This window comes from Allomesorhizobium camelthorni (assembly GCF_011045125.1).
GTDB lineage: Bacteria > Pseudomonadota > Alphaproteobacteria > Rhizobiales > Rhizobiaceae > Allomesorhizobium > Allomesorhizobium camelthorni.
The window spans coordinates 102,537-126,526 of sequence record NZ_JAAKZF010000004.1 but is presented as its reverse complement, the minus strand read 5'-3'; the positions used below and the strand labels follow the sequence as shown (position 1 = coordinate 126,526).

The window sequence follows — 23,990 nt, the reverse complement described above, 5'->3', positions numbered from 1 at the left end:
TGCTTGGCGCATGACAATTCTCCCGTCCATGTCCGGCATGAAGCTCGACCCGATCGACCTGCGCATCCTCGACGCGATCCAGCGCGACGGGCGCATCACCAAGCTGGCGCTGGCCGAACGCGTCGGCCTGTCGCCGACGCCGTGCTGGATGCGGTTGAGAAAGCTGGAAAAGGCCGGCATCGTCGCCGGCTATCATGCCAGGATCGCCATGCGCCAGATCGCACCTGTCGCCACCGTGCTGATGGAGGTGACGCTCGGCGCGCACCGGCAGGCCGATTTCGACCGTTTCGAGCGCGCCATACGCGACATCCCCGAGATCGTCGCCTGCTGGTCGGTCGGCGGCGGCGTCGATTATGTGCTGAAGGTCATGGCGCGCGACATCGACGCCTATCAGCGGCTGGTCGACGGCCTGCTCGAGCGCGAGATCGGCATCGACCGCTATTTCACCTACATCGTCACCAAGACCGTGAAGGAGGAGACGGCGCTGCCGGTGGCGGAACTGATCGGGCAGGGCCGTGGCGTCGGATAATTGTCATGATATTATTTTCGCAATTGACATGATTTTGTAACTTCCCCATCGTCGGGCTATCGGCCCTCCGACGGGGAAACGCATGCCCGCGCCCATCATCAAAATAGATAGCATTTCCAAGAGCTTCGGCTCTTTCAAGGTGCTGGACGGCCTGTCGATGGACGTGATGCCCGGCGAAAAGCTGGCGCTGATCGGCCCGTCCGGCTCGGGCAAGACGACCATCCTGCGCATCCTCATGACGCTGGAGCGCATCGACGACGGCCACATCCAAATCGATGGCGAACAGCTCTATCACGTGGAGCGCGACGGCCGGTTGCTGCCGGCGGATGAGCGCCATCTGACCAGGATGCGCCAGAAGATCGGCATGGTCTTCCAGCTCTTCAACTTGTTTCCGCACAAATGCGTGCTCGACAACGTCACGCTGGCGCCGATGCTGACCAAGGGCATGCCGCGCGCCGCGGCCGAGAAGCGGGCGATGGAACTCCTCGACATGGTCGGCATGGCCGACAAGGCGAAAGCCATGCCGGCGCAGCTTTCCGGGGGGCAAAAGCAGCGTGTCGCCATCGCCCGCGCTCTGGCGCTGTCGCCCAAGATCATGCTGTTCGACGAGGTGACCTCGGCGCTCGACCCGGAACTGGTCGAGGAGGTGCTGAACGTCATGCGCAGGCTGGCAGACGAAACCGACATGACCATGCTGCTCGTCACCCACGAGATGGGCTTCGCCCACGATTTCGCCGACCGGATCCTGTTCTTCGACCGTGGCAGGATCGTCGAGGAGGGCAAGCCCGACGAGATATTCAGGCGTCCGAAGCAGGAGCGCACTCAGGCCTTCCTGAAAAAGATCATCGCGGCCGGACATCGGGTCTGACCGCAATGGGCGCGGCGAGTTCGCCGCAAGCAGTGAACCACAAGAAAACCATGGAGTTGGGAACAGTGAAAAAAATAGCAATTCTGGCCGGCGTCTCCGGTGTAGCGGCCGCGGTCATTTTGGCGGCATTCGTCGCATCCGGGTCGAGCGTTGCCGACGAAAACAAGCTCGAGGAACTGAAGGCGCAGGGTTTTGCCCGCGTGGCCATCGCCAATGAACCGCCCTTCACGGCCGTCGGCGCGGACGGGAAGGTGTCGGGCGCCGCCCCTGATGTGGCGCGCGTGATTTTTCAGAAACTCGGCGTTCCGGAAATCGTCGCCTCGATCTCGGAATATGGCGCGATGATCCCCGGCCTGCAGGCCGGTCGCCACGATGTCGTCACGGCCGGCCTGTTCATGAAGCCGGAGCGTTGCGCCGCCGTCGCCTATTCCGAGCCGGTGTTGTGCGACGCTGAAGCCTTCCTGCTCAAGAAGGGCAATCCGAAGGGCTTCAAGAGCTTCGCCGACATCGCTAAGGACCCGACCGGCACGATCGGTGCGCCGGGCGGCGGCACCGAGGAGAAGCTTGCGCTCGAGTCCGGCGTGCCGCGCGACCGCGTCATCGTGGTGCCGGACGGCCAGAGCGGCCTGAAGATGCTGCAGGACGGCCGCATCGACGTCTATTCGCTGCCGGTGCTTTCGATCAATGACCTCGCCAGCAAGGCCAACGACCCGAATCTCGATGTGGTCGCCCCGGTCGTCGGCGCGCCGGTCTATTGCGACGGCGCCGCCTTCAGGAAGGGCGACGAAGCCCTGCGCGACGCTTACGACGTCGAACTTGCCAAGATGAAGGAATCGGGCGAGTTCGCCAAGATCATCGAGCCCTACGGCTTCTCGGCCGCGGCGGCGATGTCGACTTCGCGCGAAAAGCTCTGCGCGGCGCAGTAGCAGAATCGCCCCTCGCCCTTACCCTCTCCCCGTTATCCTTCGACAAGCTCAGGACGGGGAGAGGGGTTCGCCGGCGTTGCGGCCGTCTCTCCTCTCCCTGTTCTTACGGGGGAGAGGATGCCGGCAGGCAGGTGAGGGGCAGCGCTCACCTTAATTCAGGAAACGATTGAATCGCTTCATGATTAACTGGTCCGGCTACATAGGACTGATCCTCGACGGCGCGCTGGTCACCATCCAGCTCACGCTTATGGGATCGGCGCTGGCGCTGGTCATGGCGTTCCTGGCAGGGCTTGGCCGGCTGTCGCGCTTCTTCGCGGTGCGTGCGCTGGCGACCGCCTATATCGAATTCTTCCGCGGCACCTCGATCTTCGTGCAGCTTTTCTGGGCCTATTTCGTGCTGCCCTTCTTCGGCATCTCGCTGACGCCGCTGCAGGCCGGCATCCTGGCGCTGGGGCTCAATGTCGGCGCCTATGGCGCTGAAGTGGTGCGCGGCGCGATCAAGTCGGTCGGCCGCGAGCAGTACGAGGCCTGCACCGCGCTCAATCTCGGCCGCTGGCAATGCATGCGCCACATCATCCTGCCGCAGGCGCTCCTGGTGATGCTTCCGACTTTCGGCAACAATGCGATCGAGCTCTTGAAGGCGACCGCCGTGGTGTCGCTGATTTCGCTGACGGACATGACGTTCCAGGCGCAGGTGGTGCGCGCCCAGACCGGAAACACGCTGGTGCCGTTCACCACCATCCTGGTCCTCTATTTCGCCATGGCCTGCGTCATCTCATGGGGCGTGCGCGGACTTGAGCGCCGCATGGCGCGCGGCCTCGACGGAGTGCGCGTCTGATGGAATGGGACTGGAACTTCGTTCGCGAGATTTTCCCGACGCTCGTCGACGGCGTGAAGATCACCATCCTCGCCACTCTGCTCGGATCGGTCCTGGCGGCAATCGTCGGGCTGGGCATCGCGCTTGCGCGGCGTTCGCCGAACCGGCTTTTGTCGCGCACGGTCGGCTTCCTCGCAGAATTCATCCGCGGCACGCCGCTTCTGGTTCAGCTCTATTTCATCTTCTTTGTGCTGCCCGACATCGGCATCCTGCTCTCGCCGCTGGTGGCGGGCGTGATCGGCCTCGGCCTGCACTACGGCACTTATACGGCGGAAGTGTACCGCGCCGGCATCGAGAACGTGCCGCGCGGGCAGTGGGAGGCGGCGAAAGCCTGCAATCTCAGTTCGACCCAGACATGGACGCGCATTATCCTGCCGCAGGCGCTGCCGCCGATGATTCCGGCGCTGGCCAACTATTTCATCGCCATGTTCAAGGAAACGCCGTTGCTTTCGGCCATCACCGTGCTCGAACTGATGAACCAGGCGAAAAGCGTCGCCAATTCGAGCTACCGCTACATCGAGCCGATCACGCTGGTCGGCGCGTTCTTCCTCGTCATCAGCCTGTTCTCGGTGATCGCGCTGCGCTGGCTTGAAGCACGGTACGGCCGGATCGAGCGGTAGAATGCGGTCGATGTCATTTTCCATGGAAAATACCCCCACCCCTAACCCCTCCCCTCAAGGGGGAGGGGAACGTTTTCTGGCACGCCGCTCATCCGCTGAATGGTCGGAAGCATTGCCGCAGAGATCCCCCTTGTGGGGAGGGGTTAGGGGTGGGGATATTCTGGCCAAGCGTAGGACCAGATCATGACTGCGCAGATCGACATACGGGTTAGTGCGATAAAGCCCGCCCTCGACGCGCGGCCGCTGAAGAAGCGCGTCGGGCTGATCATCCTTGCAACGGACCATACGACCGAGCCCGATTTCCAGCGCATGGTGGCGGGGCCGGATATCGGCGTCTATGTCGCGCGCATTCCCTTCGCCAATCCGGTGACGCCGGACAATCTGCGCGCCATGCAGCCGTCGCTGACCGAGGCCGCAGTGCTCATCCTGCCCGGCGAGGAACTGGACGTGATCTGCTATTCTTGCACCTCGGCCTCGGTGGTCATCGGCGATGCCGAGATCGAGGCGGCGATCCAGGCGGCAAAGCCGGGCGTGCCCGTGGTGACGCCGCCGCTCGCCGGCGTGCACGGCTTGCGGGCGCTCGGCGCGAAGCGGATAAGCGTTCTCACGCCCTACACCGTCGAGACCAGCCGGCCGATGGTGGATTATTTCGCCGGCCACGACTTCGACATTGCGAGTTTCACTTGCCTGGGCCTCGACGACGACCGCGACATGGCCCGGATTTCGCCGGCAGCGCTCGTCGAGCTTGCCCGCGACGCCATTGCCGCTGATGCCGATGCGCTGTTCATTTCCTGCACGGCGGTGCGCGCCGCCCTTGCCGCTGCCGAGATTGAACAGGCGACCGGCCGGCCGCTCGTATCCAGCAATCTGGCGAGCGCCTGGTCATGTCTTCGCCTCTGCGGGGACGACACGCCGCGGCCAGAATTCGGTCGGCTGATGACCATGCCGATGGCGCGAGGCTGATTTCGTCATGACCAATTCAACCGTCACCCTCTCCGACATTCAGGCGGCGCGCGAGCGCATCGCCGGAAAGATCGTACGCACGCCGACCGTGCTTTCACCGAATCTTTCCGAGCGGTTGGGCGTGCCGGTTCATCTGAAGCTGGAACATCGCCAGACCACCGGCAGCTTCAAGCTGCGCGGCGCGTCCAATGCCATCGCCTCGCTTGCCGCCGACGAGAAACGCCGGGGCGTGGTCGCCGCCTCGACCGGCAATCACGGGCGGGCGCTGGCGCATGCTGCCAGGCTCGAAGGCCTGCGCGCGGTGATCTGCATGTCGCGCCTGGTGCCGGAAAACAAGGTTTCGGAAATCCGCCGGCTCGGCGCCGACATCCGCATCGTCGGGAAATCCCAGGACGATGCGCAGGAGGAGGTCGACCGGCTGGTTGCGGAAGAAGGGCTCACAATGGTGCCGCCCTTCGACCATGCGGCGGTTATCGCGGGTCAGGGCACCGTCGGGCTGGAAATGCTCGACGATGTGCCGGACGCCGCGACGGTGGTGACGCCGGTTTCGGGCGGGGGGCTCGCAGCCGGCGTCGCCGCTGCCATCAATGGGCTCAAGCCGACCATGAAAGTGATCGGCGTCTCTATGGAGCGTGGCGCGGCCATGCAGGCCAGCCTCGCGGCCGGCAAACCCGTGCTGGTCGACGAGATGCCGACGTTGGCGGATTCGCTCGGCGGCGGCATCGGCCTCGAAAACCGCCTGACATTTTCGATGATCCGCGACCTTCTCGACGGGATCGTGCTCGTCTCGGAAGAAGAAATCGCCGCCGGCATCGTCCATGCCTATGCCGAGGAACGCGAGATCGTCGAAGGGGCGGGCGCTGTCGGCATCGCCGCGCTGCTCGCGGGCAAAATCGTTGCCGAAGGACCGGTCGTGATCCTGATGTCCGGCCGCAACATAGACATGGCGCTGCATCGGAAAATCATTTGTGGGGAGTGGGCGGCGTGATTCAGTCGGCACCGACCCCCCTCTGGCCTGCCGGCCATCTCCCCCTCAAGGGGGGAGATCGGCTGTTGGCGCGGCTTTCGCAAATCGCCAGCGATCAATGGCTCGCGCCAAGGATGAAGCTGCCAATCTCCCCCCTTGAGGGGGAGATGGCCGGCAGGCCAGAGGGGGGTCGGTGCAGAAGAATCTGCGCATCGGACGAGCCACAGAAAGATACTCCATGCCAAAGATGACCATCCTCACCGAAACCGATCTGCGCGGGATCGTGTGGCTGGACCTCGACGCGGTCGCTTGCGTCGAGAACGCCTTTCGCGCTTTGGCGACGCTGCCTGTAGCGATGCCGCCGATCCTCAGGCTCGACATTCCCGAGCATCGCGGCGAGGTCGACGTCAAGACAGCCTATGTGCCCGGTATTGACGGCTTCGCGATAAAAATCAGCCCCGGCTTCTTCGACAATCCAAAGCTCGGCCTGCCGAGCGTCAACGGCATGATGGTGCTGCTTTCGTCGCGCACCGGTCTGGTCGAGGCGCTGCTGCTCGACAATGGCTATCTGACTGACGTGCGCACGGCCGCCGCCGGCGCAGTGGCGGCGAAGCATCTGTCGCGCGAGGATGCGAGCGTGACCGCGATCTTCGGGGCAGGCGTCCAGGCCGGCCTGCAACTCGAGGCGCTCACGCTCGTCCGGCCTATCCGCGAGGCCCGGATCTGGGCGCGCGACATGGTCAAGGCCGAGGCAGCGGCAGCCGCGCTGCGCGAGCGGCTGGGGATAATCGTGCGAGCCGAAAGCGACCCGCAAAAAGCTGTTGCGGGCGCCGACGTCATCGTCACCACGACCCCGTCGGAGACGCCGATCCTGAAAGCCGAATGGCTCTCGCCCGGCCAGCATATCACTGCGATGGGCTCCGACGCCGAGCACAAGAACGAGATCGAGCCGGCGCTGGTGGCGACGGCCGGCCTCTACGTCGCCGACAGCCTCAGGCAGACAAGGCGGCTCGGCGAATTGCACCACGCCATCAAGGCGGGGCTGGTCGCGGCCGAGGCGGAGTTTGCCGAACTCGGGCAGGTCGTCGCCGGACAGCGCGCCGGACGGAGCTCACCCAGCCAGATCACGCTCGCCGACCTGACCGGCACCGGCGTGCAGGATACGGCGATCGCAACGCTGGCACGCAACCGCGCGCTGGCGGCGCATGCGGGCACGATTTTTGAAAGCTGATACCCGGCCAGAAGGCCCAATAAACGAGGAAACCAAGAAAATGAGCGGACCCGATTTGAAGTTTTGGCGCGGCGAATATGCGGATCGCCTCGCCAAGACGAGGAAGGCGATGGACACCAAGGGCGTCGATCTCCTGATCGTCACCGACCCTTCCAACATGGCCTGGCTGACCGGCTATGACGGCTGGTCGTTCTATGTCCACCAGGCGGTGATCGTGCCGCCGGATGGCGAGCCGGTCTGGTTCGGCCGCGGGCAGGACGCCAACGGCGCAAAGCGCACGGCCTATCTCGACCACAACAACATCATCGGCTACGCTGACCACTACGTCCAATCGACCGAGCGCCACCCGATGGACTACCTGTCCCAGGTACTGACGGATCGGGGTTGGGGGTCGAAAAAAATCGGCGTCGAGATGGACAACTATTATTTCTCGGCCGCCGCCTTCGCCTCGCTCACCAAACATCTGCCCAATGCACGGTTTGTCGACACGACGGCGCTGGTCAACTGGCAGCGCGCGGTGAAGAGCCCGACCGAACTCGACTACATGCGCAAGGCCGCGCGTATCGTCGAATCCATGCATCAGCGCATCGTCGACAAGATCGAGGTCGGCATGCGCAAATGCGATCTCGTCGCTGAGATCTACGACGCCGGCACGCGCGGCGTCGACGGCATCGGCGGCGACTATCCGGCGATCGTGCCGTTGCTGCCCTCCGGCGCCGACGCCTCCGCGCCGCACCTGACCTGGGACGACCGGCCGATGAAGAGCGGGGAGGGCACCTTCTTCGAGATCGCCGGCTGCTACAACCGCTATCACTGCCCGCTCTCGCGCACGGTCTTCCTCGGCAAGCCAACGCAGGAGTTCCTTGACGCCGAGAAGGCGACGCTGGAGGGCATGGAAGCGGGACTGGCGGCGGCCAAGCCCGGCAATGCCTGCGAGGACATCGCCAACGCCTTCTTCGCGGTCCTGAAAAAATACGGCATCGTCAAGGACAACCGTACCGGCTACCCGATCGGTCTTTCCTATCCGCCGGATTGGGGCGAGCGTACAATGAGCCTGCGCCCCGGCGACCGCACCGAGCTGAAGCCCGGCATGACCTTCCATTTCATGACCGGGCTGTGGCTGGAAACTATGGGTCTGGAAATCACCGAGAGCATCGTCATCACCGAGACCGGCGTCGAGTGTCTCGCCAATGTCCCGCGCCAGCTTTTCGTGAAGAACTGAGCCATGCCGATGCCAAATCTTCGGCCTTCGCCCATAACCCCGACTGTCGATTTCGACGCGGACGGCGTGCAGCATGGCTTCCTCCGGCTGCCCTACAGCCGCGACGATTCCGCGTGGGGATCGGTGATGATCCCCGTCTGCGTGATCCGCAACGGCGAGGGACCGACGGCGCTGCTCACCGGCGGCAACCATGGCGACGAGTATGAGGGGCCTCTGGCGCTCTACGATCTGGCGCGGACGCTCGACCCGAATGATGTCACAGGCACGGTCATCATCGTGCCGGCGATGAACTATCCGGCCTTCCGAGCCGGCACGCGCACTTCGCCGATCGACAATGGCAATATGAACCGCAGTTTTCCAGGCCGCCCGGACGGCACGGTGACGGAAAAGATCGCCGACTATTTCCAGCGGCATCTTTTGCCTCGGGCCGACATCGTGCTCGACTTCCATTCGGGCGGGAAAACGCTCGACTTCCTGCCGTTCTGCGCGGCCCATGTGCTGCCCGACAAAGAGCAGGAGCGGAAGGCGTTCGCCGCAGTCGCGGCGTTCTCCGCGCCCTATTCTATGCGGATGATCGAGATCGACACCGTCGGCATGTACGACACGGCCGCCGAGGAGATGGGCAAGGTGTTCGTTACCACCGAACTCGGCGGCGGCGGCACCTCGCGCGCCGAAACCGTGCGGGTCGCCCGGCGTGGCACGCTCAACGTGCTGCGCCACGCCGGCATCGTCGCGGGCGCCGTCGAGACGCAGCCGACGCGTTGGCTCGACATGCCGTCCGGCGATTGCTTCTCTTTCGCCGAGGATGATGGGCTGATCGAGACCATGATCGATCTCGGTGAGAGTGTGGAGGCGGGCCAGGTCGTTGCGCGCATCCACCCGGTCGGACATACGGGCGGGGCGCCGCAGGAAATCCACGCAAAGATGTCCGGTGTGCTCGCTGCCCGGCATTTTCCGGGTCTGGTCAAGGCCGGCGATTGCGCCGCTGTGCTTGCGGTGGTGGAGTAGCGCTATATCATCTGCACCGAGGCAAGCGTGGATTGGTTGGTGCCGTGCTCGTCATTCCGGGGCCGCGCAGCGGAACCCGGAATCCAGAGCGTCGGCACTGAAGGAACGAGAGGCATCCGATGCGATCGGAACGAGATCGGACGCTTTCGGACAACTGGACGAGGACCAGCGTGCTGGATTCCGGGTTCCGCTGCGCGGCCCCGGAATGACGAGCACGGCACCAACCAATGCGCGCTTGCCTGGTGCAGATGCGCAGCACGCTCAGAGTTAATGACGGCGTTGAAGCCCATAGTCCATCAAGCTCATATTGCAATCGCCCTGCCTGAGGGGCGGGAAACGCCTGAATCGTGCAACCGATCCATCCGCCCGGCGTTTTTCGATCGATCCGTTGGAAAGGGTAAGCCATGGCCGACAGACCCAGGAAAAAGCTTCCGGCGCCGCCGGACGGCGAGCCGGTAAAACGTCGCGACGACCGCGACTCGACCACGCGCAGCCGCGTCTCCGAAGTGCAGGATCCCGAGATTTCGGGCGACGTGGAGCCGGGCCAGCGCAGCAACAGCGTCGAGCCCATCGTCGACAAGGCCGGCCAGATCGTCAGCCAGAAAGAGCCAATCGACGAGCTTCATTGAATGAGTCCATGCGGCATTCTTCCTTCTCTCCTTGTGCAAGGGGAAGGGAGGGGCATCCCGCCGCATTCCAACGATCAGCATTTCCCTCCCGGCCACAGCCGCTCTATGTTGACGCGCAAAGCGCCCGCCTATGGAGAAAGCCATGAAAATCACACCCTGCGGTTCGTTGCCGTCGCGCCGGGCGCCGGACAAATGGTTCACCGGGACGGTGTGGCAGGAACCGATCGTCGAAGCCGAGGCGCCGGCGCGCATCCGGGCTTTGGTGGTGAGCTTCGAGCCGGGCGCCCGCACGGCCTGGCATACGCACCCGCTCGGCCAGACGCTCTATATCGTCTCGGGCTTCGGCAAGGTGCAGAGCTGGGGCGCGCCGGTCCTGGAAATCCGCGCCGGCGACACGGTCTGGTTCTCGCCGGGCGAAAAACACTGGCATGGCGCCGCACCGGCCAATTCGATGACACATATCGCCATGCAGGAGGCGCTGGACGGCGTCTCAGTGGATTGGCTCGAACACGTCACCGACGAGCAGTATTCGGCGGCCTGACCCGACCTATTCGCTGCACCGCCGCGTGATCGACGAATTCATGGCCACGATCTTGCCCCAGGCGAGGCCGCGCTCCTTTTCCGCCGCCGAGCGGAAATCGGGTGTGACGACGCTTAATCCGGTCGGGGTTATCGGGTCGCCCGGCTGCCTCTTGTCGGGTTGCTTTTCGGGATCGCCATATTGCCTGACCAGTGCAGCGCGCTCGGCCTTCAGCGTCCCGCAGGGTATGTCGTCATAGAGGGTCGCCCGCACCACTTCGGCCTCGATCGCGGCTGGAAGCGACGAGCAGGCCGATGCCGGCATCGCCGCAAGCATGATCACCACGTAACGAAATCCTGAAGCCATCACACTCACCAGCCGAATTGCGCCCCCGACTATTGTTGCACCGAACGCGGCAAAGCGGAACGTTATCGGCGGACTTTCGTTTCCGGGAACATCGGAGCTCCACCATTCCCCAGAAACGGGATGGAAATAGCTCTAACATGTTGAGCAGTCGGCATGATCTCGTACGAGAATCTTCGCGATCATGCCAAGGGATGGAGCAAAGTCATGCCTGACGTGCGCAAACACCGAACAGGCGAGGCCCACGACGACGAGGACAAGCCGCGCCGGACCGAAGGCCGGGCTGAAGACCGCGCCACTTTGGAGGAACAGTTGAAGGAGGGGCTGGAGGATACCTTTCCTGCCAGCGACCCGGTGTCCGTGGTGTCGACCACCATCGCCAACAAGACGAAGAAGGTCGTCGGCGCCGACAAGGCCAAGAAGATCGTTGGCACCGACGAGGTGCTCCGCCAGAAGACCGAGGAACGCAAGCGGCATGCCGAGGAAATGGGGCGAAAGACAGAGGGCCGCGCGGAAGACCGGGAAACCCTCGAAGAGCAACTCGAGGAAGGACTGGAAGACACGTTCCCTGCCAGCGACCCGGTTTCGGTGACTTCGACCACCATCGCCACCAAGACGACGATCATCGGCACCGACGAGGTGCTTCGCCGCCAGGCCGAGGAAAGGGCCAAGCAGGCAGAGAAAAAGGGCGGAAAAGGCGATGGCCACAAACCGGAGAAGGACAAGTAGCAGGCCTTTCGCATCGCACCGGCCGCCCAATCAATCCCATTTCGCAGTGCAATAAGTTCTTGGCGGCCCGAGACGAAGTGTGGAAAGGTGGCCTTCCGACGAAAGGCCCCGGCGCATATGGCAATTCTCGCAGCCGTCTATCACCTGACCCATTATGTCTATGACCGGCCGGTTATTCTCGGGCCTCAAACGATCCGCCTGCGGCCGGCGCCGCATTCCCGCACCAAGGTGCTCAGCCATTCGCTGAAGGTCGGCCCGGCCGAGCATTTCGCCAATCTGCAGCAGGATCCCTACGGCAATTTCCTGGCGCGCTTCGTCTTCCCGGAGCCGGTGACCGAGTTGAAGATCGAGGTCGATCTCGTCGCCGACATGACCGTCTACAACCCGTTCGACTTCTTCGTCGAACCATCGGCGGAGGCGTTTCCGTTCGAATATCCGGAAGACATTCGCCACGATCTAGCGATCTACTGCACGCCCGAGTCGGCTGGCCCCTTGCTTACAGCCTTCCTGAAGACGATCGACCGATCCGAGACGAATACGGTGAATTTCATCGTCGCGCTCAATGCACGGATTCAGCGCGAGATCGGCTACATCGTGCGCCTCGAAACCGGCGTGCAGACGCCGGAAGAAACACTCGCGCTGGCGAAGGGCTCGTGCCGCGATTCGAGTTGGCTGCTGGTCCAGGTGCTCAGGAATCTCGGCATCGCCGCGCGCTTCGTCTCCGGCTATCTGATCCAGCTCAAGCCCGATCTGGTCGCACTCGATGGTCCCGCCGGCGCGGCGCACGACTTCACCGACCTGCATGCCTGGTGCGAGGTCTATATTCCGGGCGCGGGATGGATCGGGCTCGACCCGACATCGGGGCTGCTGACCGGCGAAAGCCATGTGCCGCTGGCCGCGACGCCGCATTTCCGCAACGCAGCGCCCATTTCGGGCATGGCGAGCTTCGCCAACGTCGATTTCAAGTTCGACATGCGGGTCGATCGCGTCGCAGAGCACCCGCGCATCACCAAGCCGTTTTCCGACGCTTCCTGGCAGGCGCTGGACGCGCTCGGCGAAGATGTCGACGCCGTGCTCGAAAAACAGGACGTACGGCTCACCATGGGCGGCGAGCCGACTTTCGTTTCGATCGACGATTTCGAATCCGAGGAATGGAACACCGCGGCGGTCGGGCCGACCAAGCGTGAAAAGGCCGATCTCCTGATCCGCCGCCTGCGTGAAAAATTCGCGCCGGGCGGGTTCCTCCACTACGGGCAGGGCAAATGGTATCCCGGCGAATCCCTGCCGCGCTGGACCTTTTCGCTGTTTTGGCGCACCGACGGCGAGTCGGTGTGGAGCGATCCGTCGCTGATCGCCACGGAAAAGGCGGACGGCAAGACGACGCCGCAGCACGCCGAAACGCTGCTCACCGCGATCGCTGGCGAGCTTGGCATCGATACTGACATGGTTGCCGAGGCCTATGAGGACCCGGCCGAATGGCTGCTCAAGGAAGGCAAGCTGCCGGAGAACGTCGATCCGTCCAACTCGAAGCTGAACGATCCGGAGGAGCGCAGCCGCATGGTGCGCGTCTTCGAGCGCGGACTGACGCAGCCTTCCGGCTACGTGCTGCCGGTGCAGCGCTGGAACGCCGAAGCCGCCGGCCATCGCTGGCGCTCGGAAAAGTGGGAGACGCGGCGCGGCCGGCTTTTTCTCGTGCCGGGCGATTCTCCCGTCGGCTACCGCCTGCCGCTCGGCACGCTGCCCTATGTGCCGCCGTCGCAGTTCCCATTCATCGTGCCGGTCGATCCTTCGGTGCCGCGTGGCCCGCTGCCGCCGCGCGAAGCCGCCCCGTCTCCCGCGGAAGCCGCTAGCGCCGACGAGATGGCGCGCCGCCAGGCAGCGGCGTCCTTCACCGCCGTCACCGGCCAGCAGAACAGGGTCGAGCAGGAGCTCGGCGAGATCGGCGGAGCGGTCCGCACCGCAATCAGCGTCGAGCCGCGCGACGGACGGCTCTGCGTTTTCATGCCGCCCACCGAGGCGCTGGAGGACTATCTCGACCTGATCGCGGCGGCCGAGAACGCGGCGAAGAAGACCGGCCTGCCGGTCCACATCGAAGGCTACGGTCCGCCCCACGATCCGCGGCTCAACGTCATCCGCGTTGCGCCCGATCCCGGCGTCATCGAGGTCAACATCCATCCGGCCTCGAGCTGGCGGGATTGCGTGGCGACGACCACCGCAATCTACGATGAAGCGCGCCAGACCCGGCTCGGCGCGGAAAAATTCATGATCGACGGCCGCCATACCGGCACCGGCGGAGGCAATCATGTGGTGGTCGGCGGCGCGACGCCGAACGACAGCCCGTTTTTGCGCCGGCCCGACCTCCTGAAAAGCCTGGTCCTGCATTGGCAGCGCCATCCGGCGCTGTCCTACCTGTTTTCCGGCCTGTTCATCGGCCCGACCAGCCAGGCGCCGCGCTTCGACGAGGCGCGCCATGACAGCCTCTACGAACTGGAGATCGCACTGGCGCAGGTGCCGCATCCCGACCAAAACAATCCGCCGCTGCCCTGGCTGGTCGACCGCCTGTTCCGCAATATTCTGACCGACGTCACCGGCAACACGCACCGTTCCGAGATATGCATCGACAAGCTGTTCTCGCCGGACGGCCCGACCGGGAGGCTGGGTCTGGTCGAGTTCCGCGGCTTCGAGATGCCGCCCAATGCGCGCATGAACCTCGCCCAGCAATTGCTGGTCCGCGCCATCATAGCGCGGCTGTGGGCGAAACCGCTGGACGGCCGCTTCACCCGCTGGGGCACGGCGCTGCACGACCGCTTCATGCTGCCGCACTATGTCTGGCGCGACTTCCTCGACGTGCTCGACGATCTCGCGCAGCACGGCTTTGCCTTCCGCCCGGAGTGGTTCGACGCGCAGCTCGAATTCCGCTTCCCGTTCTGCGGCGAGGTTCAATACTCCGGCGTGAAGCTCGAGCTTCGGCAGGCGCTGGAGCCGTGGCATGTGATGGGCGAGCAAGGCGCCATCGGCGGCACCGTGCGCTTCGTCGATTCCTCCGTCGAGCGGCTGCAGGTGAAGACCGAAGGCCTCAATCCCGAGCGCCATGCCATCCTCTGCAACGGCCGCGTCGTGCCTATGAAAGTAACAGACAATCGCGAGATCGCGGTTGGCGGCGTGCGCTACAAGGCGTGGCAGCCGGCGTCCGGCATGCATCCGGCGCTGCCGGTCAATACGCCGCTCACCTTCGACATTTACGACCGCTGGTCGGGGCGCTCGGTCGGCGGCTGCGTCTATCATGTCGCCCATCCCGGCGGGCGCAACTACGAGACTTTTCCGGTCAACGCCAACGAGGCCGAGGCGCGGCGGCTGGCCCGCTTCGAGCCGCGCGGCCACACGCCCTCAACTTTCGAGATCCGGCCCGAAGAACCGTCGGATGAGTTTCCGCTGACGCTTGACCTCAGGCGGCCGCCGAGATTGTGATTGGCGATGGCTGAGGGGAATCAGAAGCGCGAGAGGGCAGGGCCGGGCCCCGGCATTTTGCTGGAGGGCTACCGGCCGGTCGCCGGCGTCGCCGACGAGATGGTCGATGAAGCCGGCAATCCGCGGCCGGTCTGGCGTGATTTCATCGCCGCGCTCGAGGATCTTGGCCCCGAGCAGCTTGCGCAGCGCTTTGCCCGCGCCGACCAGTATCTGCGAGACGCCGGCGTCTATTACCGCTTCTACGACAAGGTGGGAGCGAAGGAGCGCGAATGGCCGCTCGCCCATATTCCGCTCCTCATCGGCGAGGACGAATGGGCCGGCATCAGCGCCGGGCTGATCCAGCGCGCCGACCTCCTTGAAGCCATCGTCGCCGACATCTACGGCGACAACAGGCTGGTCGCAGAGGGCCTGCTGCCGCCCGGCCTCGTCGCATCGAACCCGGAATATCTGCGGCCCGTAGCCGGTGTGAAGCCGGCCGGCGGCCATTTCCTGCATGTCTGCGCGTTCGAACTCGGGCGCGGTCCCGGCGGCCAGTGGTGGGTGTTGGGCGACCGGACGCAAGCGCCTTCGGGCGCGGGTTTCGCGCTGGAAAACCGGGTCGCCACGACGCGGGCGCTGTCCGACATCTATGGCGACATGCACGTGCATCGGCTTGCCGGCTTCTTCCGCCGCTTCCGCGACGCGCTGATCGGAATGGTCGCCGATCGGGACGGCCGCGCCGCGATCCTCACGCCCGGGCCGCTCAACGAGACCTATTTCGAGCACGCCTACATCGCCCGCTATCTCGGCATCATGCTGCTCGAAGGCGAGGACCTGACCGTCTCCGGCGGCCGGCTGATGGTGCGCACAGTGTCCGGGCTGAAGCCGGTCAGCGTGCTGTGGCGGCGTCTCGATGCGGCTTTCGCCGACCCGCTCGAACTCAACCCGGATTCGCGAATCGGCACGCCGGGCCTCACCGAGGCGGTGCGGCATGGCTCGGTGGCTATGGTCAACGCGCTCGGCTTGGGGATCGTCGAGACCCGCGCGCTCCTGGCGTTTTTGCCGGGCATTTCCAAGGCGCTGCGCAGCGAGAGCCTGTTGTTGCCGAGCATTGCGACATGGTGGTGTGGCCAGGACCAGGAACGCCGGCACGTGACGGAAAATCTCGACCGCATGATGATCGGCCCAGCGCTGTCGACGCGGCTGGCCTTCGAGGACGACAACGCCACGGTGCTCGGCGCTTCGCTCGACCCGGACGCGAAGCAGCAACTGCTGGCGAAGTTGTCAGCAAATGGCGGCGATTTTGTCGGGCAGGAAGCGGTGACGCTGTCGACCACGCCGGTCTTCGCCGACGGCCGGCTGGAGCCGCGCCCTGCCACTTTGCGTGTCCATCTGGCGCGCACGGCCGAGGGCTGGGTGGTGATGCCCGGCGGCTTCGCCCGCGTCGGCGACACGCTGGACGCAAAGGCGATCGCCATGCAGCGCGGCGGCCAGGCCGCCGACGTCTGGGTGGTGAGCAGCAGGCCTGTCGAGCGCGACACGCTGCTGCCGGCCGAGCGCGACGGCTTCGTGCGCAGCATCCCAGGCAGCCTGCCCAGCCGCGCCGCCGAAAACCTGACCTGGCTCGGCCGCTATATCGAACGCTCGGAAGATATGGTGCGGGTGCTGCGCGCCTATCACGTGCGGCTTGCCGAGACCTCCGATCCCGACCTGCCGCTGCTTGTCGGCATCCGCGACTATCTCGAACCGTTCGGCATCGACGTCGAGGCCGCCGTTCCGGCCGGGCTCATCGCCAATATCGACAGCGCCGTCTACAGCGCCGGGCAGGTCCGCGACCGCTTCTCGCCGGATGGCTGGCTGGCTTTGCGCGACCTGTCGAAGACCGTGCACCAGTTCGCCGCGACGGTTGCGCCCGGCGACGATGCGACACGGGCGATGACGGTCCTGCTGCGCAAGCTTGCGGGATTTTCAGGCTTGCTGCACGAGAACATGTACCGCTTCACCGGCTGGCGGTTCCTCGAAATCGGCCGGCGGCTGGAACGCGCCATCCAGATCGCCCGCACCCTCGCACGTCTGACCCGGGACGACGCGCCGGACGGATCGCTCGACATGATGCTGGAGATCGGCGACAGCGTCATGACCCACCGCCGTCAGTACAACGTACGCTCAGGCCGGCGCACCGTCGTCGACCTGCTCGCGCTCGACCCGCTCAACCCGCGCTCGGTGCTGTTTCAGCTTGAACGGCTGAAGGCCGAGATCGATCTGTTGCCGGGCAGGGGCGTCGCCGGGCATCTCTCGCCCGCCGCGAAGGAAATCCTCAAGCTGCACACGACGCTGGCGATCCGGGAGCCGGCGGAGATGACGCCTGATTCGCTCGACACGCTGGCATGGGACATCGGCGGGCTCTACGAGACGCTGGCCAGGACGTATTTCGGTTAAACGACAATGAAGCAAGCGTGCCGCCCCTGATGCACTACGACATCCGCCTCACTCTCCACTACGACTACGAATCCTGGGCCGGCGGCGGCAGACACCAGATTCGCGTCATGCCGCAGACCATACCCGGCGTGCAGCGGGTGATTGCCGCCAGCCTGTCCTTTTCGCCCGAGCCGGCGGAACGGTCGGATTTCAGCGATTTCTTCCGGAACCATGTCGCTGCGATCGCCTACCGCGACGCGCATGAAACGCTCGACGTGAAGATGAGCGCGCGTATCGCCGTCAAACGGCCGGAACCCGGCCTCGACGTCTCGCCGACCGTGCCGGCGCTCGGCGAAGAAATCCGGCAGGTGCTGTCGCTGGCGCCGGACGCGCCGCATCATTTCCTCGCCTCCAGCGACCATGCCGGCATCGACCCTGCGATCACCGCCTATGCGGCGGAAAGCCTCGCGTCGGGCTCCGTGCTCGCCGTCGCCAACCATCTCTGCCACCGCCTGCACGACGAATTCGCCTATGACAATGAGGCGACCACCGTGGCAACCCATGCGGCCGATGCGTTCAGGCTGAAGCGCGGCGTCTGCCAGGATTTCTCGCACGTGATGATCGCCGGCCTGCGCGGCTTAGGCATCCCGGCCGGCTATGTCAGCGGCTTCCTACGCACCATTCCGCCGGCCGGCAAGGAGCGGCTCGAAGGCGCCGACGCCATGCACGCCTGGGTAAAAGTCTGGTGCGGTCGCGAGATGGGCTGGCAGGAATTCGACCCCACCAACGCCATGCGCGCCGGCAACGATCATATCACCGTCGGCCACGGCCGCGACTATTCCGACGTAGCGCCGATCGTCGGCCGCCTGAAGATGACGGGCGGTCAGGTGGGGGAACAGTCGGTGGACGTCGTGCCGGTGGGGTGAAGGGGGCACTTATCCTCCCCCGTTTACGGGGGAGGGCGACCATGCGAAGCATGGTGGAGGGGGCCGACCGCCGAAGGCGGTGGAGGGCGCGCTGCGACCTCAAACGTGGATAGAATCCACCCTCATTTCGGCCCATTCGCAAAAAGAACCATTGCGGATCAATGGCATAACAGCCGGCGAGAAGAATCTTCGCACCGGATTTGTTCACACATCCTGCCCCTCGCGCATAATTCGTCCATCGCCCTTGCGGGAACCGGTTCCGGACCGGGAATCGGTAGGGCGGCGGTGACCTCTCCCCGTGGATTCGGTTCCCACGGGCCTGAGGGCGTCCGACGGGCCGGCGTTCCTGCGGCAGGCGCAAATGCCTGGACGGCGGGTTTGCGGAGTATCCGTGCGTGCGACCATGAAACGTCCGTGTGCAAATCCGCGGGGCAGCATGGAGACGGCGTGTGATCGGCCGACGGGGCGACAGACACCGGACGGGCGGGCATGGGAGTGCCTGTTCTTTATACGAATTCGTGCGGCGCTTTCCTGCCCGCCCGTCTTCCCGACCACCTCAACAGCCAGACGCGAGAGCGGGCGTGGCGATGATGAAGCGCGCGGGCTGACACACATTACGGGTGACGCGACCGCCGCTTTTCGCTATCAGCAGGGGAACGGTTGCGGGTAAGCCCCCGCGCCCACACATAAAGCAAGCCGACCCAGGAACCATGCCGATGCCGCCCTATCGCTCCCGCACCACCACCCATGGCCGCAACATGGCCGGCGCGCGCGGCCTGTGGCGCGCCACCGGCATGAAGGATTCGGATTTCGGCAAGCCGATCATCGCCGTGGTCAATTCCTTCACCCAGTTCGTTCCGGGCCATGTGCATCTGAAGGATCTCGGCCAGCTTGTCGCGCGCGAGATCGAGAAGGCGGGCGGCGTGGCCAAGGAATTCAACACCATCGCCGTCGACGACGGCATCGCCATGGGCCATGACGGCATGCTCTATTCGCTGCCGTCGCGCGAGATCATCGCCGACTCCGTCGAATACATGGTCAACGCGCATTGCGCCGACGCCATGGTCTGCATCTCCAATTGCGACAAGATCACGCCCGGCATGCTGATGGCCTCGCTGCGCCTCAACATCCCGACCGTCTTCGTCTCCGGCGGCCCTATGGAAGCCGGCAAGGTGGTGCTCGCCGGCAAGACGCAGGCGCTCGACCTCGTCGACGCCATGGTCGCGGCCGCCGACGACCGGGTCTCCGACGAGGATGTCAAGACCATCGAGCGTTCCGCCTGCCCGACCTGCGGCTCCTGCTCGGGCATGTTCACCGCCAATTCGATGAACTGCCTGACCGAGGCGCTCGGCCTGTCTCTGCCCGGCAATGGATCGACGCTCGCCACCCACGCCGACCGCAAACGGCTGTTCGTCGAGGCCGGCCACCTTATAGTCGATCTCGCCCAGCGCTATTACGAGCAGGACGACGAGACGGCGCTGCCGCGCACCATCGCGTCGAAGGGCGCGTTCGAGAACGCCATGACGCTCGACATCGCCATGGGCGGCTCGACCAACACCGTGCTACACATCCTCGCCGCGGCGCACGAGGGCGAGATCGATTTCGACCTTGAAGACATCGACCGGCTGTCGCGCCGCGTGCCCGTCCTGTGCAAGGTGGCGCCCGCCAAGGCCGATGTGCACATGGAAGACGTGCACCGCGCCGGGGGCATCATGGCGATCCTCGGTCAGCTCGACGAAGCGGGCCTCATCAACCGCGATCTGCCGACCGTGCATACGGCGACCATGGGCGACGCGCTCGACCGTTGGGACATCTCGCGCACCAACAGCGAAAGCGTGCGCAAATTCTTCATGGCCGCGCCCGGCGGCGTGCCGACGCAGGTCGCCTTCAGCCAGGAGCGGCGCTGGGACGAGCTCGATCTCGACCGCGAAAAAGGCGCGATCCGCAATGTCGAGCACGCCTTTTCCAAGGACGGCGGGCTTGCGGTGCTCAGCGGCAATCTTGCGCTCGACGGCTGCATCGTGAAGACCGCCGGCGTCGACGAGAGCATCCTGAAATTCGCCGGCCCGGCGCGGGTGTTCGAGAGCCAGGACGCGACGGTGAAGTCGATCCTGTCCGGCCATATCAGGGAAGGCGACGTTCTGGTCATCCGCTATGAGGGACCGCGCGGCGGCCCCGGCATGCAGGAAATGCTCTATCCGACCAGCTATCTGAAGTCGAAGGGGCTGGGCAAGGCCTGCGCGCTGATCACCGACGGACGCTTTTCGGGCGGCACGTCCGGTCTTTCGATCGGCCATGTCTCGCCGGAAGCCGCCGAGGGCGGAACGATCGGCCTGGTGCGCGAGGGCGACCGGATCGAGATCGACATTCCGAACCGCACCATCCATCTTGCCGTGGACGAGGCGACGCTCACCGCCCGCCGCGCCGAGCAGGATGCCGCCGGCTGGAAGCCAGTCGAGCAGCGCAAGCGCAAGGTGACGACGGCGCTGAAGGCCTATGCCGCCTTCGCCACCAGCGCCTCGCGCGGCGCGGTGCGCGACCTCGGCGAGGGCTGAGCCAAGCCTGCGCCACAAAGAACGGCGATCTGTCCCAAGGAGCAACGGTGCGCACGGTCTATGTGACCGACGGGCAGGACTCTTTTTGTCCAGTCTGAGTTCACGGAATGAAATCATGACCGACGCTTCGGCGACAGCCGGCCGTATCCAGGCCGACAATACGGCCTACGCCGTCATCCTGGCGGTAAGCTTCTGCCATCTCCTCAACGACGTGATGCAGTCGCTGCTGGCGGCGATCTATCCGATGCTGAAGGCCGATTACGGCCTCGACTTCTGGCAGATCGGCGTCCTGACCATGACGTTCCAGGTCACCGCCTCGCTGCTCCAGCCGCTGATCGGCATGGTCACCGACAAAAAGCCGATGCCCTATTCGCTGCCGGTCGGCATGGGCTCGTCGATGGTCGGGCTGTTCATCCTGGCCTTCGCCTCGGACTATACGCTGCTGATCCTGGGGGCGGCCTTCATAGGCATCGGCTCGGCGATCTTCCATCCCGAAGCCTCGCGCGTGGCGCGGCTTGCCTCGGGCGGGCGCTACGGCCTAGCGCAGTCGCTGTTCCAGGTCGGCGGCAATTTCGGCTCGGCGCTCGGGCCGCTGCTGGCGGCGTTCATCGTCGTGCCTCGCGGGCAGGGCAGCGTCGCCTGGTTCTCGGCCGCGGCTTTGCTCGGCATGATCATCCTCTGGCAGGTCGGCAAATGGTACAGCCGCTACCGGATCCGCAGCGCCAAGCGCCCGGCCGGCACGGTGACAGTCGCGCTGCCGCGCCGCAAGATCGTTATCGCGCTGGTGGTTCTGGCGCTGCTGGTCTTCACCAAGAACATCTACCTCGCCAGCCTGTCGAGCTATTTCACCTTCTTCGTCATCCACAAATTCGGCGTGACGGTGCAGCAATCGCAACTGATGCTGTTCATCTTCCTTGGAGCGGCGGCGGTCGGCACCGTGGCGGGAGGGCCGGTCGGCGACCGTTTCGGGCCGAAATTCGTGATCTGGTTCTCGATCCTCGGCGTGTTGCCCTTCACGCTGGCGCTGCCCTACGCAAATCTCGAATGGACCATGGTGCTGACTGCCCTGATCGGCCTGATCCTGGCTTCAGCGTTTCCGGCCATCGTTGTGTTCGCGCAGGAACTGGTGCCGGGCAGGGTGGGCATGATCGCCGGCATCTTCTTCGGCTTCGCTTTCGGCATGGCCGGCATCGCCGCAGCCGTGCTCGGCGTGGTGGCCGACGCCAGAGGTATTGAATTCGTCTACCTGGTCTGCTCCTATCTACCGCTGCTCGGATTGCTGACGATCTTCCTGCCGAGCCAGCGCGTGATGCGGACTTCCGCGGCCTGAACCTTCGGCCGCGCAACCATGTCGCGGCCGGCGCGTTTCGTTTTGCCGTGCAGCGGAGGCCGGGGGCATTCCACGAATGACACTTGACCAGATACTATCGATCGGTGTCATAGCGGCAATGATGGCGGCGTTCGTCTGGGGTCGGTTCCGCTACGACCTCGTCGCCGCCGGCGCGCTGCTTGCGGCGCTGGCGCTGGGCGTGGTGCCCTACGAAAAGGCGTTCAGCGGCTTCAGCAACGACATCGTCATCATCGTCGGCAGCGCGCTTCTGGTCAGTGCGGGCGTGGCCCGCTCGGGTATCATGGAATTCACCATCCAGCGCTATGCGCCGGACGTTTCGTCGGTCAGGGCGCAACTGGCTCTCTTGGTCATCGTCGTCACGGTGCTGTCGGCCTTCGTCAAGAACATCGGCGCGCTGGCGATCATGGTCCCGATCGCGTTCCAATTCGCGCGTCGCTCCGGCGCATCGCCCTCGGTATTCCTGATGCCGATGGCGTTCGGGTCGCTGCTAGGCGGCCTGATGACCCTGGTCGGCACGTCGCCGAACATCGTCGTCTCGCAGCTTCGCGACGATATAACCGGCGTTGCGTTCAGGATGTTCGACTTCATGCCGGTGGGCGCAGCACTTGCGGCCGTCGGCACGGTCTTTCTCGTGCTGTTCTACCGCCTCGTGCCCCCAAGGCAGCGCGAAAGCACTTCCATGAACGAGGCGATCGACATCAAGAACTACATGGCCGAAGGCAAGGTTGTGGAAGGATCGACAGTGCTTGGCAAGACCGTCGGTGAGCTCCTGAAGATGTCCGACGGCAGCGCGATTGTCACCTCGATCGTTCGTTCGCGCGACGTTCGCGTCACGCCGCTGCCGGACGCGGTGCTGCGCGAGGGCGACATATTGCTCATGGAAGGCGCGCCCGAGGCGCTCGACCGGCTGGTGGCGCAGGCCAAGCTCAGCCTGACCGACCAACGCAAGCCGGCGGCCAGCAAACAGGGCGCGGCCGAGGAGGTGGATTCCATCGAAGCGGTTATCGGCGAACACTCGATCCTGATCGGATGGTCGGCACAGCGCCTCGCGCTCTATGACCGCTTCAACGTCAACCTCCTGGCCGTCAGCAGGAAGGGCGAAAGGCTGACGCAGCGGCTGGGCGCAATCACGCTGCGCCTGGGCGATGTCATCGTGCTTCAGGGCAACCGGCGGGCGCTGCCGGAGATATTGCGCGATCTCGGCCTGCTGCCGCTTGCCGAGCGGCCGATCATGCTGGGCACCGTTCGGCGCGGCATCGTCCCGGTGCTCATTCTGACAGGCGCGATGGGGTCGACCGCACTCGGACTGCTGCCGGTACAGATCGCCTTCTTCGCGGCGGCCGTGGCGATGATGCTGTTCAGGGTCATTCCCATGCGCGAGATCTATTCGGCGGTCGACGGGCCGATCCTGGTGATGCTGGCCACGCTCATCCCCGTCAGCGATTCGCTTCGAAGCACCGGCGCCACCGACGTCATCGCCGGCTGGCTGGCGAGCGTCGGCGCCACGCTGCCCGCCTATGGCGCACTGGGACTTATCCTGGTGGTGGCGATGGCGATCACGCCCTTCCTCAACAACGCCGCGACCGTGCTGGTGATGGCGCCGATCGCGGCGGGCTTCGCCGCCGGCCTCGACTATCGACCCGAGGCGTTCCTGATGGCAGTGGCGATCGGCGCGGGCTGCGATTTCCTGACGCCGATCGGGCACCAGTGCAACACGCTGGTGATGGGCCCCGGCGGCTACAAATTCAGCGACTATCCGCGGCTCGGGCTGCCGCTGTCCTTCATCGTCGTCGTCGTTGCCGTGCCCATGCTGATGCTGGTCTGGCCGCTGAATTGAGCCG

20 protein-coding genes are annotated in these 23,990 nt (G+C 65.0%); 19 read left to right on the top strand and 1 reads right to left on the bottom strand.

What is annotated here, in order from left to right:
* Nucleotides 1–37 precede the first annotated feature (37 nt).
* The 12 genes from G6N73_RS05875 to G6N73_RS05820 all read left to right on the top strand — a co-directional run bounded on the left by G6N73_RS05875 (nt 38) and on the right by G6N73_RS05820 (nt 10,381).
* Nucleotides 38–529 carry an Lrp/AsnC family transcriptional regulator gene (locus G6N73_RS05875; protein ID WP_165024867.1) on the top strand — a complete coding sequence of 164 codons (492 nt, stop codon included), beginning with the start codon at nt 38–40 and terminating at the stop codon, nt 527–529.
* An 82-nt stretch (nt 530–611) separates the two neighbouring features.
* Nucleotides 612–1,397, top strand: coding sequence for an ectoine/hydroxyectoine ABC transporter ATP-binding protein EhuA (gene ehuA / locus G6N73_RS05870; protein WP_165024659.1), 786 nt, complete (start codon nt 612–614; stop codon nt 1,395–1,397).
* A 65-nt stretch (nt 1,398–1,462) separates the two neighbouring features.
* Nucleotides 1,463–2,323 carry an ectoine/hydroxyectoine ABC transporter substrate-binding protein EhuB gene (gene ehuB, locus G6N73_RS05865; protein WP_165024656.1) on the top strand — a complete coding sequence of 287 codons (861 nt, stop codon included), beginning with the start codon at nt 1,463–1,465 and terminating at the stop codon, nt 2,321–2,323.
* 178 nt (nt 2,324–2,501) lie between these two features.
* Complete coding sequence (gene ehuC / locus G6N73_RS05860) at nt 2,502–3,161, top strand: ectoine/hydroxyectoine ABC transporter permease subunit EhuC (protein ID WP_165024653.1); 660 nt, start codon at nt 2,502–2,504, stop codon at nt 3,159–3,161.
* Nucleotides 3,161–3,820 (top strand): ectoine/hydroxyectoine ABC transporter permease subunit EhuD, encoded by a 660-nt coding sequence (gene ehuD / locus G6N73_RS05855; protein ID WP_165024651.1) that lies wholly within the window; start codon nt 3,161–3,163, stop codon nt 3,818–3,820. Before ehuC ends, ehuD begins: the two co-directional genes overlap by 1 nt.
* Nucleotides 3,821–4,003: 183 nt before the next feature.
* Complete coding sequence (gene eutA / locus G6N73_RS05850) at nt 4,004–4,783, top strand: ectoine utilization protein EutA (protein ID WP_165024648.1); 780 nt, start codon at nt 4,004–4,006, stop codon at nt 4,781–4,783.
* A gap of 7 nt (nt 4,784–4,790) precedes the next feature.
* Nucleotides 4,791–5,771, top strand: a complete 981-nt coding sequence (eutB, locus tag G6N73_RS05845; RefSeq protein WP_165024646.1) for a hydroxyectoine utilization dehydratase EutB — start codon at nt 4,791–4,793, stop codon at nt 5,769–5,771.
* 217 nt (nt 5,772–5,988) lie between these two features.
* Complete coding sequence (eutC, locus tag G6N73_RS05840) at nt 5,989–6,981, top strand: ectoine utilization protein EutC (RefSeq protein ID WP_165024643.1); 993 nt, start codon at nt 5,989–5,991, stop codon at nt 6,979–6,981.
* Between the two features lie 40 nt (nt 6,982–7,021).
* Entirely contained in the window at nt 7,022–8,203 is a 1,182-nt protein-coding gene (gene doeA, locus G6N73_RS05835; RefSeq protein ID WP_165024641.1) for an ectoine hydrolase DoeA, read from the top strand.
* A gap of 9 nt (nt 8,204–8,212) precedes the next feature.
* Nucleotides 8,213–9,211 (top strand): N(2)-acetyl-L-2,4-diaminobutanoate deacetylase DoeB, encoded by a 999-nt coding sequence (doeB, locus tag G6N73_RS05830; RefSeq protein ID WP_425484051.1) that lies wholly within the window; start codon nt 8,213–8,215, stop codon nt 9,209–9,211.
* A gap of 404 nt (nt 9,212–9,615) precedes the next feature.
* Nucleotides 9,616–9,840, top strand: a complete 225-nt coding sequence (locus tag G6N73_RS05825) for a hypothetical protein (RefSeq protein ID WP_165024638.1) — start codon at nt 9,616–9,618, stop codon at nt 9,838–9,840.
* 142 nt (nt 9,841–9,982) lie between these two features.
* A complete protein-coding gene (locus G6N73_RS05820) occupies nt 9,983–10,381 on the top strand; it encodes a (R)-mandelonitrile lyase (protein WP_165024636.1) in 399 nt (132 codons plus the stop codon).
* 6 nt (nt 10,382–10,387) lie between these two features.
* Here G6N73_RS05820 and G6N73_RS05815 read toward each other — a convergent pair whose 3' ends face one another.
* Nucleotides 10,388–10,726, bottom strand: coding sequence for a hypothetical protein (locus tag G6N73_RS05815; protein ID WP_165024635.1), 339 nt, complete (start codon nt 10,724–10,726; stop codon nt 10,388–10,390).
* 204 nt (nt 10,727–10,930) lie between these two features.
* Here G6N73_RS05815 and G6N73_RS36735 point away from each other — a divergent pair, with 204 nt between their 5' ends.
* The 7 genes from G6N73_RS36735 to G6N73_RS05780 all read left to right on the top strand — a co-directional run bounded on the left by G6N73_RS36735 (nt 10,931) and on the right by G6N73_RS05780 (nt 23,986).
* A complete protein-coding gene (locus tag G6N73_RS36735; RefSeq protein WP_246251683.1) occupies nt 10,931–11,452 on the top strand; it encodes a hypothetical protein in 522 nt (173 codons plus the stop codon).
* A gap of 117 nt (nt 11,453–11,569) precedes the next feature.
* Nucleotides 11,570–14,920 carry a transglutaminase family protein gene (locus G6N73_RS05805; protein ID WP_165024633.1) on the top strand — a complete coding sequence of 1,117 codons (3,351 nt, stop codon included), beginning with the start codon at nt 11,570–11,572 and terminating at the stop codon, nt 14,918–14,920.
* 6 nt (nt 14,921–14,926) lie between these two features.
* On the top strand, nt 14,927–17,338 hold the full coding sequence (locus G6N73_RS05800) for a circularly permuted type 2 ATP-grasp protein (RefSeq protein WP_165024631.1): 2,412 nt from the start codon (nt 14,927–14,929) through the stop codon (nt 17,336–17,338).
* Between the two features lie 29 nt (nt 17,339–17,367).
* Entirely contained in the window at nt 17,368–18,243 is an 876-nt protein-coding gene (locus tag G6N73_RS05795; protein WP_165024865.1) for a transglutaminase family protein, read from the top strand.
* A gap of 716 nt (nt 18,244–18,959) precedes the next feature.
* Nucleotides 18,960–20,798 carry a dihydroxy-acid dehydratase gene (gene ilvD / locus G6N73_RS05790; RefSeq protein WP_165024630.1) on the top strand — a complete coding sequence of 613 codons (1,839 nt, stop codon included), beginning with the start codon at nt 18,960–18,962 and terminating at the stop codon, nt 20,796–20,798.
* Nucleotides 20,799–20,913: 115 nt separating this feature from the next.
* Complete coding sequence (locus G6N73_RS05785; protein ID WP_165024628.1) at nt 20,914–22,128, top strand: MFS transporter; 1,215 nt, start codon at nt 20,914–20,916, stop codon at nt 22,126–22,128.
* Between the two features lie 76 nt (nt 22,129–22,204).
* Nucleotides 22,205–23,986, top strand: coding sequence for an SLC13 family permease (locus G6N73_RS05780; RefSeq protein WP_165024627.1), 1,782 nt, complete (start codon nt 22,205–22,207; stop codon nt 23,984–23,986).
* Nucleotides 23,987–23,990 lie beyond the last annotated feature (4 nt).